Consider the following 17131-nt stretch of genomic DNA (forward strand, 5'->3'; position numbering starts at 1 on the left):
TACTGCCACAGGCCGACTCACCTGGCAATAGTAAAGGCGGTACACCGAACGATGAACCGCCTTACTTTTTACGTTACAAAACTACCGAACTACTTGGCTTCTTCGTACCATTCGCGCTCGGTGCCGTCCTTCAGGATCACGTGGCCGGTCTCGCCGCTCATGTGCTTGGCGCGATGGGTGATCTCCTCGTGGCGGCCGTGCACCATCGGGCGCTGCACCGGGTTGCCGAGGTAACCGCAGGTGCGCTTGGTGACGTTGCACTTGTCGGGGTCGGCATTGCCGCACTCGGGGCACTTGAAGCCCTCTTCGGTCGGCTCGAAGTCGCCTTCGAAACCACAGACATAGCAGTGATCGATCGGGGTGTTGGTGCCGAGGTAGCCGATGCCGATGTTGTGGGCGTAATCCCACACGGCTTCGAGCGCCTTCGGATTGGTCTGCAGGGTCGGGAACTCGCAGTAGTTGATGAACCCGCCGGAAGCGTAATACGGGAAGTCCTTCTCGTAGTCGAGCTTCTCCATCGGGGTCGGCGAAAGCCAGACCGGATAATGGAAGGAGTTGGTGTAGAAGTCGTGGTCGGTGACTCCCGGCACGCGGCCGAACTTCTCGCGATCCATGCGGTTGAAGCGGTCGGTCAGCGATTCGGCGGGCGTGGAATAGAGCGAATAGTGATAGCCCTCTTCCTTGGCCCACTTGGCGCACAGATCGTGCATCTTCTTGACGATAGAAAGCGCGAACTCCTTGCCTTCCGGATCCCAGCTGTGATCGGTCATCCAATCCTTGCCATAGAAGACGCTGGTCGCTTCGTACAGGCCGATATAGCCGAGAGATACGGTGGCGCGATCACGGTTGAAAAGCTGGTCGACGTTGTCGTTGGCATCCAAGCGGCCGAAGGCACCATAGCGATAGAGCGTCGGGGCGTTGATAGGCTTGGCCTGCTTGCAGCGCATGATGCGGAACTGCATGGCTTCGTGAGCGACATCCATGCGCTCGTCGAAGATCTTCCAGAAACGGTCCCTGTCGCCGCGCGATTCCAGCGCGATGCGCGGAATGTTGACGGTAACGACTCCAAGGTTCATACGGCCCTCCTCTTCGTCCTTGCCGGTGTCCGGGTTGGTCCAGTTGGGCAGGAACGAACGGCAACCCATCGGCGCCTTGAAGGAGCCGGTGATCTTGACGAGGTTCTCGTAGAAGAGAATGTCGGGGTACATACGCTTGGTGGAGCACTCGAGCGCGAGCTGCTTCAAGTCGTAGTTCGGGTCGCCAGGCTCGGAGTTGATGCCGTGCTTGATGGCATAGGTGAGCTTCGGGAAGATCGCGGTGTGGTGGTCGCGGCCGAGGCCGAGGATACGCACCAGGAAGATGCAGCGGGTGATTTCGCGGGAGAACCATGAGGTGCCGAGACCGAAGCCGACGGTGACGAACGGGGTCTGGCCGTTGGAGACGCGGTTGGAATTGATCTGATATTCCATGGTCTGCATGGCGTCGTAGATGGCCTTGCGGGTCATGATCTTGGCGTAGATCTCGCGAATCTGCTCCATGCGCGGTGCATCGGCGTGGAACGGGGTGTCCTGCGGAATCGGCTTGCGGTCGGCGTCGAAGTGCAGGGTCTTGGGCTCGTTGGCCTTGAGTCCGTCGACGATTTGCTGGGCAACCTCTTCCGGCATGGAATCCGGAATCATGGTGTGGGCCTGGTCGAGGAACTTCTGGTAATCCTTGCGGGCGTATTCGTCAAGCATCTCGTCGGCGCGGTTGACGGTCTGGCCGCCGTACTGGTCGCCCGCGATGTCCTTGATGATCTGTGTGATCTGCGTGGCGGCGGTGCCGATGGACTTCGGGGTGTCCATCATCGCGTTGCCCAGCTCGAAACCGTTGTGGAGCATGTCGGCGAAATTCGGCAGGCTGCAGTTGGTCTCGGCGGTGAACGGCGAATAATCGGCGTCGTGGAAGTGAATGTCGCCCTTCATGTGGGCGTTGGCGACGCGCTTCGGGAGCATCGAGAAAGCCGAGGCCTTGGAGACGGCGCCGGCAAGCAGATCGCGCTGGGTGGCGTAGACGTTGGAATCCTTGTTGGCGTTCTCGCGCACCAGCGTCTCATCCTTGTTGACCAAGCGGTCGACGGCGGCGTTGATATCGGTGGCCTTGGCACGGTCGATGTCTTTGTTCAGGCGATAGTTGGTGTAGTTGCGAGCCACCTCATAGAGGTGATTTTCCACCAGGCCGTGCTCGACGAGGTTCTGGATATCCTCGATTTTGGCCGGTCCGCTGTAACGTTCCTTGACCTCGCCTTCGATGCCGTTGGCAAGATCGCGGATCATCTGCTCCTCTTCGGGACCAACTTCCTTGTTGAGGTCCTTGAAAGCAGACTTGACAGCTGCGATGATATTCACCGGGTCAAAATCAACAATCCGTCCATCACGCTTTTCGACCAACACGGTTTTCGTCGCCGTCGTCGGCTTCGTGGGCGCATCCAGAACCTGAGCCTGCATCACTTACCTACCTTTGTTGATGAAAAATAAAACAGAAATCTACAAATCACATGGTTGAAATCACACGCGTGTAACTTTCTGTGCTTTTCACCACTATACACGACCTAAATACTATATGTAGGGACTCACACGGCGTTTCGCCCCCAGATTTAGTAACAATGGCGGAATGGTGCGAAAATTAACAGTACAAAAATTTCACATTTGTCTTCGTCTCGGAATGTCGAACAGAAAACCACATTAATTTGTCCAGTGGCGGTATCAAGGAATCTTGATACCGATATCAAGGAAATCGTATCTTGTCCTTCACAAAGAGGATTGTGGAATCATGACATTCAATACGAGTTACGGGTATTCGGCATCAACCCAAGCCGGCGCACCCGTGCAGGGCTCAGGGGCGAACGGGCAAGGCCTGAAACCTTTGGATCAGCTGCCGCGTTTGGCTCGCGACACCACGCCGGAGAACCCGTGGCCGGTCAGCGTAGTCAGCCAGAAATACCACGACGCCGTGAAGCGCTGGCCGGGTTCGTGGGTCGAAGGACAGATCGTCGAAATCAACATGCGCCGCGCCAGTTCCGGCTATATCACCCTGCGCGATAATTTCGAGGATATCTCGATATCGGTGATGGGCTTTCGCAATTTCGTGGCGATGGCCTCGAATTTCCGCCAAGGCGACCGTGTGGTCATCCACGGCAAGCCCGACGTCTGGGTCAAAGCCACGCGCCTGAGTTTTGTGGCCGACGATATCCGTCGCATCGGTGCAGGCGACCTCAAGGCGCAGATTGATGAACTGCGCAAAAAGCTCAAGGGCGAAGGCCTGTTCGACCAAGACAATAAGGTCGAGCTGCCGGAATTCCCGAAATGCATAGGCCTCATCTGCGCCCCGCAGGCACGTGCGGAAGGCGATGTCATCACCAACGTCAATCTGCGCTGGCCGGCCGTGAAGTTCAAGGTCGTTCACGCCCACGTCCAAGGCGTGCAATGCCCATCTGACGTGATTGCTGCCATCCAGAAGCTTGACGCCGACCCCGAGGTCGATGTCATCATCGTCGCCCGCGGCGGCGGGAGTTTCGAGGACCTGATCGGCTTCTCCGACGAAGGCGTGGTGCGTGCCACTGCAGCGTGCGAGACCCCTATTATTTCGGCCGTGGGCCACGAGGACGATTGGACGTTGATCGACCTTGCGGCCGACCTGCGCGCCTCCACCCCCACCGACGCCGCGAAGAAAGCGGTGCCGGACGTGCGTGAGCAGTGGCAGCTCATCGCCAATGCCCGTGCGCAGATGAACATGCGAGTGCGCGCCCGGGTCAACAACGAGATCCGTGTCATCGAAGGCTACGCGAGCCGACCGAGTCTCACCCGCCCGCAGACGATGCTCGAACCACACCAGCGTTTCCTCGACGAATCGAGGCAGCGCATGCAACTTGGACTCACCAGACTCGTCGACGATGCCAGCCTGACTATCGAGAAGCTGCACGCCAGCCTGAACGCCTTGAGCCCGCAATCCACGCTCGATCGCGGGTACGCAGTGGTGCAGGCGGCCAACGGGCACGTGCTCGACGACGCAACGGAGGTTTCTCCCGGTGACATACTGACCTTGACCTTGAAGAAGGGCGAGGTGGTCACCGAGGCGAAAACCGTCAATCCGGCATAGAGGCAGGCGGCACCCATTCGATATCCGATATAAAGGAACTTCCTTCACTTCGAATACAACAACAGCAACAGTAAAATCAACCACACAGATTATGTAAGGACTCAACATGGCAGCAACCAAGGATTCGGAAACCAACAACAAAGCCAAGACCCAGCAGGCCTCGGCCCCCGCTTCAAGCCTCACCGACAAAGAACGCGACCAGATCGCCCAAATGCCATATGAGGAAGCGCGCGACAACCTCATCAAGGCCGTGCAGGCGCTCGAAGCCGGCGGCCTCAACCTCGACCAGTCGATGCATCAGTGGGAAGTCGGCGAGGCTCTGGCCAAACGCGCACAAAGCCTCTTAAACGAGGTACGCGCCAAACTCGAGAACGCTGAAGCCGAACAGCAGTCCACGGCTGCGACGGCTGGGACGCAATCTAATCTTGAGTAGCACGAGGATAGACTAAGCTTTCGCTGAATCCATTCAAGACAACTCGCTATTTCGCGCTCGAGACTTTCGGCCTCCAAGACTGCCGCAAGTCTGCCGAACTCCACGCTTGACGACTCAACATTCAATGGGACGATATGAGAATTTACTCTTCATATAAAACAATATCGAACAAGAAACAAACAATGAATCACATTATTTACCATTCATAAAATATTGTTTCTGACCAAAATTGTGTAATAACCGGACTATACTTGAAACTGTTGGCCATCAAAGTTGATACATGTGACAACAGTGAAGTTGTATCACGAAAGTGATGTATCGATGTCACTACCCTAACGAAAGGAGCGACTGTGATTATCGGAATACCCAAGGAGATGTCTCCGGGCGAAAGGCTGGTTGCGGCGACGCCAAAAACCGTCGGCCAGCTCAAAAAGCTCGGTTACGATATCTCTATCGAAACTTCAGCCGGAGAAGAGGCAAGCTTCTCCGACGATGATTACCGCGAGGCGGGCGCAGCCATCTGCGAGGCTGCGGATGCCTGGAGCGCCGACATTGTAGTAACCGTCGACACTCCGACCCCTGATGAAATCGCAAAGATGAAGTCGGGCGCCATGCTCATTTCGCGCCTCGCGCCGCACAGCAACGCCAAGTTGCTGGACATTCTGGCACATCGCAATATCACGGCTTTGGCGCTCGACGCCGTGCCGCGCATTTCGCGAGCGCAGTCGCTGGACGTGCTTTCGACCATGTCGAACGTCTCCGGATACCGCGCCGTAATCGAGGCCGCGGAGTCCTACGGAGGCATGTTCGCCGGACAGGTCACCGCAGCCGGCAAGACGGCCCCGGCCAAGGTCTTCGTCATCGGCGGCGGCGTGGCAGGGTTGGCCGCCATCGGTGCGGCCGCGTCGATGGGCGCCGAAGTTCGCGCTTTCGACGTACGTCCCGAAGCCGCTGAGCAGATTGAATCCTTGGGTGCCACGTTCGTGCGTGCCGAAGGTGCCCAGCAGGAGAAATCCGACACCGGTTACGCCAAGGCACTGAGCGACGACCAGGAGAAGGCGACGCTGGCGCTTTACACCAAAGAGGCTGCGAACGCCGATATCGTCATCACCACCGCTTTGGTGCGCGGTGCGGGCGTCCTGACCATCACCGAGGACGCAGTGAAGGGCATGAAGCCCGGTTCGGTGATCGTCGACCTCGCGGCAAGCGGCGGCGGCGATTGCGAGCTCACCCAGCCCGGCAAGAAGATCACCACCGACAACGGCGTGACCATCATCGGCTACACCGACCTCGCCAGTCGCATGCCACAGCAGACCTCGCAGCTTTACGGCACCAACGTGGTCAATCTGATGAAGCTCCTGACCCCGAAGAAGGACGGCCGCGTCACACTCGACCTCGACGATCAGGTGCAACGCGGCATGACCGTGACCAAGGAGGACCAGATTCTTTGGCCGCCGCCAAAGGTCGCGGTGTCTGCCGCTGCCAAGAGCGACAACAAGCCGAAGCTCACACCTGAGGAAAAGAAGGCTCAGGAGGAAGCCGCCAAGGCCAAGGAAGCGGCCATCAAGGCGCAGAAGAGCAAGCGCAACACCGTGCTCATGGCCATTGCGGCCATTCTGCTCGCCATCGCGCTGGCCTTCGCCGACATGAAGCTCCTGATGACGTTCTCGATCTTCATCCTGGCGATTTTCGTGGGCTATTACGTGGTCTTCAACGTCACCCACTCGCTGCACACACCGCTGATGAGCCAGACGAACGCCATTTCAGGCATTATCCTCATCGGTTCGCTCTTGCAGATCGGGTCGCCGAACACGTTGGTGACGGTGCTCGCCGTGGTCTCAGCGGCCATCGCCTCGATCAACGTGTTCGGCGGGTTCCTTGTGACCTACCGAATGCTCAGCATGTTCAGGAAGGATGCGTGAAATCATGACACTCGAATCCATTGCTCAATCCGCCTACTTGCTGGCGGCAGTGCTTTTCATCCTCTCTCTGGCCGGACTTTCCAAGCAGGAGACCGCCCGTCGCGGCAACATCCTCGGCATGATCGGCATGTTCATCGCCATCGTCGCCACCATTGCCTTGGCGCTCGTTGATTCCCAGCGTCCGGTATGGGTGACGGCTCTCCTGATCGCCCTGGTCTTCATCGTCGGCGCGTCCTTCGGTATCTGGAAGGCCCGCACGGTCGAGATGACGCAGATGCCGGAACTGATTGCCATGCTCCACAGCTTCGTGGGCATTTCGGCGGTTTTGATCGGCTACAATTCGTGGCTCACCGAGACGAACCCGAACGGGGCACATCTGGCTGAAATCTACATCGGCGTCCTGATCGGCGCCGTGACCTTCACCGGCTCCATCATCGCCTACTTGAAGCTGGCAGGCAAGATGAAGTCGAAGCCGCTGATCATCCCCGGCCATAACATCATCAATCTGATTGTGCTGATCGTGATGCTAGCGATGATCGGCTGGTTCATCCCGACGCATTCGATCTGGCCTCTGGCCATTATGACCGTTCTGTCTCTGCTCCTCGGTCTGCATCTGGTCGCGGCCATCGGCGGCGGCGATATGCCCGTGGTCATCTCGATGCTCAATTCCTACTCGGGCTGGGCTGCGGCCGCTTCCGGCTTCATGCTCGACAACAACCTGCTGATTATCACCGGCTCGTTGGTCGGCGCTTCCGGCGCGATCCTCTCCTACCTGATGTGCAAGGCCATGAACCGCAAGTTCATGTCCGTCATTCTCGGCGGTTTCGGCGAGAAGCCGACCAAGGCGAGCGACGCCAAGGAAATCACCGGTGAGGTGCACGAGACCACGGCCTCGGATGTGGCGGAAATGCTCAAGAACGCCAACTCGGTCATCATCGCCCCTGGTTATGGCATGGCTGTGGCCAAGGCCCAGCAAGCCGTGGCCGGCCTGGTCGAGAAGCTGCGCGCACAGGGCGTCGAGGTTCGCTTCGCCGTCCATCCTGTCGCCGGTCGTTTGCCCGGCCATATGAACGTGCTGCTGGCCGAAGCGAAGGTGCCCTACGATATCGTCATGGAAATGGATGAAATCAATGACGACTTCGCCAACACCGACGTCGTCCTCGTCATCGGCGCCAACGACACCGTCAACCCTGCCGCCGCCGAAGACCCCGGCTCCCCCATCGCCGGCATGCCTGTGCTGCGCGTCTGGGAGGCCAAGCAGGTCGTCGTGCTGAAGCGGTCGATGGGCACTGGTTACGCCGGCGTACAGAACCCGCTGTTCTTCAACGACAACACGTCGATGCTCTTCGGCGACGCGAAGGCCAGCGTGGAGGCCATTTCCAACGCGGTGTGAGCGTAAAACAAATAAATAAAGGTTGGGGCCTATCCGTTGTTATCAACGGATAGGCCCCAACCTTTTAAAAACAAACGGAACGATAACTCAGCCGAAGATGTCTTTCGCGGCCTTGGCCACGGAATCACCCATCAGTTCGCCGGTGTCGTTCTCCGCACCGAAGAGACGGTTCAGCGCCTTGTCGGCCTGTTCGACGGTCATAGGCTTTCCGGCCTCTTTGGCAACCGCCTGCAAATCAGTGATGGTAGTAACCTTCGAAAGCTTGTCTACCAATGTTTTTTCGTCCATGAGCACTCCTCGTTGTAATCTCACTTGTACGTTCGGCATTCTCTGCCTGCCACCTATCTTAGCCACCCATGTAGATGAATGTATACCATGTCACAATTTATATCGTAATGTAATGAAAACAAATCAGGACGCACAATTTTTATCTGATCAGGTGTCTTCAAAAAAACTTGCCATACAAGAATTATTCCACTGCGATGGTCGCCAGCAAAGCCGCATGGTCGGACCCGGGTATCGGCACCGTGCCGACCTGCCCGGCGACAATCCCCTGATCGAGGACGATATGATCGATACCCGCGAATTTCGGAACCCCGGGCTTGTTCGCCGGCCAAGTGAAGACGAACCCGCTCCCCGAGCTTTGCGCGGCGTCATGGAACCGGGAACCCAGAATATTACGGAACGGCGTGTGGTCGGTGGTCGCGTTGAAATCCCCCATCAGCACGTACCTGGTGTTTTTATGCGAGCGCATGGCCGCCACCTCATCAAGCGAGGTCCGCCATTTGGTCCAATACCCCGGCTTGGGAGACGTGGTATGCACTGAAACAAAGCGAATGGGCGTCTTGCCTGAACCAAACGAGACCGTGCCGCCCGGCATGAAGGAGGCGCTGGAATCGACATCATCGTCCGCCGGCGAGTCCAATGCGGTTGCCGAAAACAGCGCGTTGCCATACTTGCCGTCCGAAGAGGAAATCTGGGAATATGGCAGATAATCGTTGATGCCTTCCGCCTTGAGCGCGCGGATAAAGGGCTTGGTCGTCTCCTGCATCGCCAGCACTTCCACACGCTGGTCACGCACCGCTTCGACAATCGCCTCGGCCGAAGCATGGCCTTTATAGACATTGGCCGTCATCACGCGCGCATACGAATCGTGGGTATCCGCATGGTTTTCCCCGACCGCCGAAACCGCAGCATTGTCAAGGTGCGTCTGCGAGACAAAATACGGGTATTGCCGCCATCCCTGAAGCCCAAGGCACGCCAATGCCAACAATGCCGCAAACCACCTGCGGGACGCAAGAGCAAGCAGCAGCGCCACCAAAGCAAGCAACGCGAACCACGGGGTGAACGCCGCAACCGCTGGCACATAAGGCAATGACTGCAACTCCTCTGGCAACTCACGGCTCAGTGTGCCGAGCAACGCAGCCAACAGGAAAATCCACGCCAGCAGTGCGAGAACCTTGCGCAGAAACCCTCCCCGTTTCTTGGTTTTCGGAATTGGTTTCGGCTTTGCTTTTGACTTCGACTTGCCTTTTGGTACGGTTTTCGCCTTGGTTTTGCTTTTCACATTGCCTTTCTTCACAGAAGCTGCTCGCGACCTGTCTTGTCGGGTTCTTGCCATTACCTTTACCCCTTGGACCGCGAAACTCCGCTTGATTATAATCCAAAGTCCGGGTTCGGCAACTTACGACAAGCTCATCACGATAACAGGATATACGATGTCTGAAGATGACGCGGCTGGAGAAACCGGCAATTATTGGTTTATTGCATCAAGACATAAGTAACGAAACGGAAGGTACGGGAACGGTACTAGATACTAGATAAGTATTACATTAGCGCATTGTCAATAGGCAATAACGTATCGTGTCGTATGTTTTATTCTGCTATCGGTAGTTTATTGGAGAAACAACAAAAGTATGCCCATTTTCGGCGTACCATAACAGATGACGGAACAAATGCTATCAATGCAAATCATGATTCAATCGAAAGGAAACATACCAATGGCATCAAGTAGCCCAGTCAAATCAATCGTTACCAAAGGCGCCGAAAACGGTATCCTGCTTGTCGTCCACGGCGGTGCCGGAAGCCGGGGCAAGCACAGCACCCCGGAACGCCAGGCACAGGTCGAGAAGGATCTGCAGCGGGCGCTTGATGCGGGATATGCCAAACTCGAAGCCGGAGCCAGCGCCGAAGACGCCGTTGTCGCCGCCATCCACGTCATGGAGGACGCCACCGAATTCAACGCCGGGCACGGGGCCGCGCTGACCAGCGACGGCATCGCTCAGATGGACGCCTGCCTGATGGGCGGGGACGGCGAAGTCGGGGCGGTAGCCGGCGTACATACGGTCAAGAACCCCATTGACGCCGCACGCGCCGTCAAGGAGCAGACCAAGCACGTCCTCTTCGCCGACCCGCAGGACAAGGAACTCAAAGATTGGGGCGTCGAGACCCGCGACCCGAGCTATTTCATCACCGAGCAGCGCAAGCAATCGCTTATCGAAGCGCAGACCAACGGCGACGAGTGGGAAAAGCACGGCACCATCGGCGCCGTCGCCCGCGATGAAAAGGGCCATCTCGCTGCGGCCACCTCAACCGGCGGCATCACCAACCAGATGCACGGTCGCGTCGGCGACACCCCGCTTCCCGGCTGCGGAACATATGCCAACGACGAGACGGTGGCCGTTTCCGGCACCGGCATCGGCGAGGCATTCATGCGCACGGTCGCATGCCACCAGGTTTCCGACCGCGTCAAGTTCGCCGGCCAGACGCCACTCGAATCGGCGAGCGCCACGCTTGACGACATCGACGCACATCGTGGCGACGGCGGTCTGATCGTGCTGCCAGCCAAGGGCGAAGGCGTGATCGCCTACAACAGCGAGATGATGAACTGCGGCTACAAGTCCCCTACCGCGAGCTACGTGCAGGGCTGATTACACTCACTGATTCCGCTGCTGAATCATAGGCGATTTTTAAGCGGGCCCAGTGCCGACCAATCTGCAGTCTGACAGATTACGGCACCGGGCCCGCGTCTGTTTTTACCGGTGCAAATACGCCGTGTATCACAGGCAGCAAGAGCCAAAAGCGACTGCGAAAAAAGAAAACCGGTAAACCATACAAGAAGTAACTCGTACTGAGCGGAATAACTCATATATGAAAAGGTCGGGCACCGCATTATCAACGGTCGCCCGACCTTTTATTCACTTGTATTCACTTTTATGAGACAACTGCTAACTTCTCAATCAGCCTCAACGCACGCGTTACTTGGTGACGGTGTTGTAGGTAGGCAGATTCGTGTAATCGAAATGCACGTTGCTGACCTTGGTGGAAGCCGCAGCGGCCACGTCCTCGTTCCACAACGGGATCGAAGGCAGATCGTCGAGCAGGATCTCCTGAGCAGCTTGGAAATCGGCGGTGCGCTTGGCGACGTCGGTTTGGCTCAATGCTTTGTCCAAAGCCGCGTCGAACTGCGGATTCTTATAGTCGCCATCGTTGGAGCCATGCCCGTCGGCCGAAGAGGAGGCATACAACGGCGTCATATAATCCTCGGCGGTCGGATAGTCAAGCATCCAGCCGGAACGGAACGCGGTCTTGATGGACCGGTCGGTCACGCGGTTGCGGATATCGCTGAAGGTGGGGTACGGGTCGCCGGACGCGTCGATGCCCAAGGTGTTCTTGAGACTGTTGCTCACCGCGTCGACCCAAGGCTTGTGAGCAGCGTCGGAATTGTAAGCGATCTTGAAGGAACCGGTGAACTTCGAGATTTCGTCGGCCTGCTTCCACAGCTCCTTGGCCTTCGTGGGATTGTATTGCAGGTTGCCGGAATTCTTCAGCTTCGCCGAATGTTCGGGAACCAGCGGCGAAGTGAAATCGGTGGACGGGGTCTTCGTGTTCTGATAAATTTTGCTGACGATCTGCTTGCGGTTGATGGCCATGGAAATGGCCTGGCGGCGCAAGTTGCCTTCCTTGCCGAGCGCGAAGTGCGGCAGGCTTTCGGGAATGATGAACCCTTGATAGGATGAACCGGGCTGCACGAACGCCTTCACCGAAGAATCGGTGCGGAAGGTCTTCAGCGCCGACTGCGGCACTTCCTCCATGACGTCGAGATTGCCGGATTGCAGGTCGGCGTAAGCGGCATCCTCGTTGGTATAGACACGATAGTCGATACCGGCGTTCGCGGCCTTGCGGCTTCCCCGATAATCGGGATTCTTCACGACCATGATGTCCGTGTTGGGCTGCCATGACTTGAACTTGTACGGGCCATCACCGATGGGCGCCTTGCCGAACGCCTTCATGTCCTTGAACGCAGCACTCGGCAACGGGAAGAAGGACTGATGCGCGAGCTGGATGGGAAATACCGAATCAGGACTCTTCAAGGTGACCTGAAGCGTCAGCGGATCGATGACCTCAAGACCGGAAAGCTTCGCATCCGCAGGGGTGTTGGGGTCCTGCATCTCGTCGTAGCCCTTGATGATGGACATACGGCTGCCCTGCTTCTGCGCGTTCTTGACATTCGCCGCATAGCTCCACGCATCGGCGAAGGAAGAAGCCGTCACCTTCTCACCGTTGGTGAATTTCCATCCATCATTGAGTTTGATGGTATATTGCGTGGCATCGGCATTCGGCGTGATGGACTTGGCAACTTCCATATGCTGCTTGCCCTTGGCGTCATAGCTCACCAGACCTTCGAAAAGGTAACGGATGACCTTGCCTCCACCCATCTCATTGGTGTTCGCAGGCACCAGCGGGCTTTGCGGCTCGGTGTTGTCTACTTTGATAATGGCATCTCCAGACGCCTTCGCCGAATCCTTCTTGTCACCGCTGTTGCCGGAATTGCCGCAACCTGCCACCGACACCAATGACGCTGCCGCCGCGAGCCCTGCGATGAGGCGGACACCCCATTTTCTCGAAACCATGCTTCTCTCTTTCTTGTTACCAATCATCATTCGTTATTCGCATACAAAATATTTTGAAAATACGCATAATTCTATGGACAATTACTTTTGGATTATATGCCACCGTCGCAATGTTCAAGCCCGCGCAACGACCAAATTGAGACAAATCCCGCATGCAGCGGTTAAAGGAAAAACTTATACCGCGTATCAAAACCGTGCGAACACAACGCCCAAGCCACCAGTGAGATATTCCGAATACCAAGAAAGACAGACTCAACCATCAGAAAATGCTGTAATGCATAGCCTCCAAAAGGAATTTGTGCCCGGAATCAGATTCGAACTGACGACACCCGCTTTAGGAGAGCGGTGCTCTATCCCCTGAGCTACCCGGGCAACATATTGTATTGTACACGGAAACCTGACCCGTCTGCCACGGTGAGGAAGTCTGGAAGTGAATCGACTCTGAATCCAACGAACGATTGCACGTAAAACAGCCTGAAGCAGCGACCTCCGCAACTCAAATGTTCTGCTCAATACAAAATGCGAACACCTCACTGAAGTGCAATAACGCTGAAGTGTAATAACACAATGCCCCGCCATTGCAACGGCAACGACGAGGCATTGAAGTAAATTGCGATCTATCGACTGGCCCAGCAGCCAATCGACAACACAATCAGAGCAGATTGTAGGAGAAATCGCGTATCTGGCGCAAGGTCTCCTGGCTTTCCGGCAACCAGCTCATGCAGACCGGATAGACGTGACCCAGAGTCACGCCCTTGGACGCGTGGCGATCGTGCAGTTCGAAGTCGCGACCGGCATCGCAGAGCGCCGCACCAAGCCGCATGGCATCACCTTGCAGGAAATCGTCGTTGCTGGTGTTGAGGAACAGCGGCGGCAGGTCGACGTGCGCGGCCATAAACCCAAGGTCAGCCCACTGCGCGCCTCGCTCCTTCAGTGTTTTGAAGAAGAACGGCGCAATGACCTTCATCGATCCGGTCGGTGAACTTTCATCGATATCACCCAGACCATCCACCGCATCAAGATACGGCTTCAGGTCGAACAGGCCGGAAACCAGGGCGGAACCTTTGAGATTGAGCCCGGAACGCTTCAGCCCCAAAGCATCCGCCATCTCCGCACTACGTTCGACAGCCGTGGCATACAACGCCAAGGTGCCACCCGCGGAATCTCCGGTCAGGAAGATCGAACGCGGATCGACCGGATAATCGCCGATATGGTTGCGAATCCAAGCGAATCCCGATTCCACGTCGGCAAGCTGATCCAGGAAATCACCTTCCGGCATCACCCGGTAGTTGAGGGAGAACACGACGAAACCGAGCTGAGCCAGATGGACATTGAAGTTGCGGTTCAGCTCCTTGTGGCCATACATGAAGCCACCACCATGGATATCGATGTAGACCGGCGCGGTTTTCCCGCCGCGCACCACCACATCGTGCGGCAGATACACGTCGAGCTTGTGCGCACGAGTCCCATCGTCGATGTAAGGAATGTCGGCGATGACGTCGATATCCTCCGGCACCTGCCAATAGGGAGTGCGGGAGCGGTCGCCGCGGGCGAACATCAGGCGCGAGGCCAGAACGGTCTGGGCGATATGTTCGTCGCAACCGGCAAGGTCGCCATCAAGTTCGGTCCATGTCGAAAAGAGCTTGCGCTCGTCGTCTTCGATCTTCACATCCATGGCGTTCACTCGGCTTTCATATCCTCAAGTTCGACGCCATTGGTCTCCGGCAGAGCCTTGACCACGAAGATCCAGCTCAACGCCGCGAAAACAGCATAGAACAGATAGGCATTGCCGATGCCCCAGCCGTCACGCATCGGCGGGAAGGTGGTGCTTACCACGAAGTTGCCGATCCAGTTGAAGGCGGTGGCGACGGCGACGCCCATGGCACGGATGTTGTTCGGGAAGATCTCACTGATGACCACCCACATGGCCGGACCCCAAGTGCCGCAGAAGATGAGGTAGAAGAGGTAGACCGCAACAAGCGTCAACGGAGCCCAGAAACCGCTCAGGGAGACGCCGTTCGGAGTGATGGTGGCATGGTAGAAGCCGAAGGTGGCGATGAGCAGGAAGATGGTCATGCCGGCGGAACCGAAGGACAGCATCTTACGACGGCCGACGCGATCGACCAGGACCATGGCGAGAATCGTCGGGATGAAGGCGACGATACTGCGGATCACGGAGATGTTGAGTGCCTGCTGTTCGCTGAAACCGACCGAACGCCAGAGGCTGGAATCATAGTAAAGGATGATGTTCACGCCGTTGAACTGCTGGAAGAGCGCAATGGCGATGGCAATCCACACCACTTTCTTCAGACCGAAGGTGTGTCCTCGAAGATCGGAAAGACGCGGGGTGGTGTCGTTGCCCAGCGAGGCGCGGATCTGCGCGACCTTGGCCTTCGGATTGCTGGAACCGTTGAGGCGGCGAAGCAGATCCATCGCTTCGCTGTCACGGCCCTTCATCACCAGGTAACGCGGGGACTCGGGGAGCTTGAAGCAGGCAATCAGCATCAATACCGCGGGAACGACCATCATCAAGAGCATCCAGCGCCAGGTCGAGATACCGAACCAGAACGGCTTATCGGCGCTGCCGGAACCCTTGGCCAGCAAATTGTTGACGATGGTGGAGAGGAACATGCCGATGGCCACGCCGAACTGCTGGAAGCTGGTGAGGAAGCCGCGCATCTTGGTGGGCGCGACCTCGGAGATATAGGCCGGGCCAACCACCGAGGCGAAGCCGACACCTACGCCGCCGGCGATACGGAAGAGGACGAAAATCCAGACGCCGGGAGCGAAGCCCGAGCCGATGGCGCTCAAGAGGAAGAGAATGGCGGCGACCAGCATGATTCTGACCCTGCCATAGCGGTCGGCCAGTTTGCCGGCGAACCATGCGCCGAGCACGCAGCCGAGCAGCGCACCCGAAACCGAGATACCGCTCATCAGGCTGTTCAGATTGAAGCCGGAAACCTTGCCGGCGATGGCGTCAACGGCTCCGTTGATCACCGAAGTATCGTAGCCGAACAGCAAGCCTCCCATGGCTCCTGCCAGGCATACCAGAATAATCCTTCTGCGAATCTTGGGGTCGAGGACTTCGACGGCTTCATCTTTAGAAGGCGAGCTATCATTGCTTTGTGACATTGTACTCCTTCGTTTTTATTGACAATGATGTACAAGACCGAATGTATCAACCGGAAAAATACAAATGATAGTATTTTGTGATATCAAAAAGATATTTTGTGATTATTTTTTGTAAAACATGGTTGTTTTGGACTCATCAATCCATTATGCTCAATGAAGGAGGAAACATGACGCTTTCATCGTCCAAACCGACATACAATACCGTCATCACTTCCGATTACCTCGAAGAAGACGTGTATCCGGAGGAAAGCCCCGCATTGGTGATCATCCACGACAGCAATCACGAATACGTGCATCCGCATTGGCATCGTGGGCTGGAAATCGTCCATTCGGACACCGGCCCCGCGCGCTTCACCGTGGACAATAAAGTCTACGACATCGAATCCGGCGACACCCTGATCATCAGCCCCTACGATCTGCACCACGCGTTGATCGACTCACCTTACCGGGGAATCTCAGTGACGTTCAACGGTGACACCATCGCCAAACTCTATCCGTTTGCCGACCGTTATCGTTTTTCATGGACGGCACCCAACGCAAGCGACAATGACCGGGCATCTTTGGTCGCTTTGCTGACCAGAATCATGGAACTGTCCAATCATCAAGCCCGGGACCGCAGCTTTCTGATCAATGCGGCGCTTTACGAGATGCTGAGTCTGCTATACACCCGGTTCACCTGCGGTATCCGCCGACCCGAGGAAATCCGCCGCGGCCGCAACATCATCATGGAAATCATCGGTTACTTGAACAAGCATTACACCGAGCCGCTTACCGAAACGTTCGTCGCCCAGCAATTCAGCTACAGCCGCGAACATTTCAGCCGGCTTTTCAAACGCGCCACAGGCAACAGCTTCAAGGAATATCTGACCGAATTGCGCTGCGAGGACGCCCACGCCAAACTCCTCAATTCGAAAAGCAGCGTCGCTGAAATCAGCCAGGCCACAGGCTTCCCCAGCGCCAAAAGTCTCAACGACGCTTTCCGGAAGCGCTACGGGATATCCCCGCGCGAATATCGCGCCATGCATCATACAAAAAATGCAGCGGGCGTGAGTGGCTCGGCGCAATCGACGCGGCAACGGCGCAACGCGTGATGCGATGAATCTGGATAAGGCGCCGTTTCGCTTTGGCTGCACCTCTATACTGTAAGGTAAGCGAGCGCCTGTCGGGGAATAGCCGATATAACCGACATAGCCAGCGGCAA

Annotated in this window: 12 protein-coding genes and 1 tRNA gene; 6 read left to right on the forward strand and 7 right to left on the reverse strand. The window is 56.8% G+C overall.

The window, feature by feature from the left end; translation table 11 throughout:
* Nucleotides 1–89 precede the first annotated feature (89 nt).
* Nucleotides 90–2486 carry an anaerobic ribonucleoside-triphosphate reductase gene (gene nrdD, locus OZX67_RS07520; protein WP_277142212.1) on the reverse strand — a complete coding sequence of 799 codons (2397 nt, stop codon included), beginning with the start codon at nt 2484–2486 and terminating at the stop codon, nt 90–92.
* Between the two features lie 325 nt (nt 2487–2811).
* Here nrdD and xseA point away from each other — a divergent pair, with 325 nt between their 5' ends.
* The 4 genes from xseA to pntB all read left to right on the forward strand — a co-directional run bounded on the left by xseA (nt 2812) and on the right by pntB (nt 7885).
* On the forward strand, nt 2812–4137 hold the full coding sequence (gene xseA / locus OZX67_RS07525; RefSeq protein ID WP_277142213.1) for an exodeoxyribonuclease VII large subunit: 1326 nt from the start codon (nt 2812–2814) through the stop codon (nt 4135–4137).
* A 106-nt stretch (nt 4138–4243) separates the two neighbouring features.
* Nucleotides 4244–4570 carry an exodeoxyribonuclease VII small subunit gene (locus OZX67_RS07530; protein WP_277142215.1) on the forward strand — a complete coding sequence of 109 codons (327 nt, stop codon included), beginning with the start codon at nt 4244–4246 and terminating at the stop codon, nt 4568–4570.
* A 350-nt stretch (nt 4571–4920) separates the two neighbouring features.
* Nucleotides 4921–6492: a Re/Si-specific NAD(P)(+) transhydrogenase subunit alpha gene (locus tag OZX67_RS07535; RefSeq protein WP_277142217.1), complete on the forward strand. Its 1572-nt coding sequence runs from the start codon at nt 4921–4923 to the stop codon at nt 6490–6492.
* A 4-nt stretch (nt 6493–6496) separates the two neighbouring features.
* A complete protein-coding gene (pntB, locus tag OZX67_RS07540) occupies nt 6497–7885 on the forward strand; it encodes a Re/Si-specific NAD(P)(+) transhydrogenase subunit beta (protein ID WP_277142218.1) in 1389 nt (462 codons plus the stop codon).
* 87 nt (nt 7886–7972) lie between these two features.
* On the opposite strand, the gene OZX67_RS07545 is transcribed toward pntB, so the two are convergent.
* Both OZX67_RS07545 and OZX67_RS07550 read right to left on the reverse strand, forming a co-directional pair.
* Nucleotides 7973–8173 (reverse strand): hypothetical protein, encoded by a 201-nt coding sequence (locus tag OZX67_RS07545; RefSeq protein ID WP_277142220.1) that lies wholly within the window; start codon nt 8171–8173, stop codon nt 7973–7975.
* Between the two features lie 181 nt (nt 8174–8354).
* Nucleotides 8355–9506, reverse strand: coding sequence for an endonuclease/exonuclease/phosphatase family protein (locus OZX67_RS07550; RefSeq protein ID WP_277142222.1), 1152 nt, complete (start codon nt 9504–9506; stop codon nt 8355–8357).
* 379 nt (nt 9507–9885) lie between these two features.
* Between OZX67_RS07550 and OZX67_RS07555 the strand changes: the two genes are divergently transcribed.
* The gene (locus tag OZX67_RS07555) at nt 9886–10815 is read left to right on the forward strand and encodes an isoaspartyl peptidase/L-asparaginase (protein ID WP_277142224.1); all 930 of its coding nucleotides are present in this window, start codon (nt 9886–9888) and stop codon (nt 10813–10815) included.
* A gap of 327 nt (nt 10816–11142) precedes the next feature.
* On the opposite strand, the gene OZX67_RS07560 is transcribed toward OZX67_RS07555, so the two are convergent.
* The 4 genes from OZX67_RS07560 to OZX67_RS07575 form a co-directional block, all read right to left on the reverse strand.
* Nucleotides 11143–12798, reverse strand: coding sequence for an ABC transporter substrate-binding protein (locus tag OZX67_RS07560; protein ID WP_277142226.1), 1656 nt, complete (start codon nt 12796–12798; stop codon nt 11143–11145).
* A gap of 299 nt (nt 12799–13097) precedes the next feature.
* A tRNA-Arg gene (locus OZX67_RS07565) sits at nt 13098–13170 on the reverse strand.
* A 280-nt stretch (nt 13171–13450) separates the two neighbouring features.
* On the reverse strand, nt 13451–14473 hold the full coding sequence (locus OZX67_RS07570; RefSeq protein WP_277145030.1) for an alpha/beta hydrolase: 1023 nt from the start codon (nt 14471–14473) through the stop codon (nt 13451–13453).
* Between the two features lie 5 nt (nt 14474–14478).
* Entirely contained in the window at nt 14479–15930 is a 1452-nt protein-coding gene (locus OZX67_RS07575; protein ID WP_277142229.1) for a sugar porter family MFS transporter, read from the reverse strand.
* A 167-nt stretch (nt 15931–16097) separates the two neighbouring features.
* On the opposite strand from OZX67_RS07575, the gene OZX67_RS07580 reads away from it, so the two are divergent.
* Nucleotides 16098–17021, forward strand: coding sequence for an AraC family transcriptional regulator (locus OZX67_RS07580; protein WP_277142231.1), 924 nt, complete (start codon nt 16098–16100; stop codon nt 17019–17021).
* The last annotated feature ends 110 nt before the right edge of the window (nt 17022–17131 follow it).

The organism is Bifidobacterium sp. ESL0728 (assembly GCF_029392015.1).
Lineage (GTDB): Bacteria > Actinomycetota > Actinomycetes > Actinomycetales > Bifidobacteriaceae > Bifidobacterium.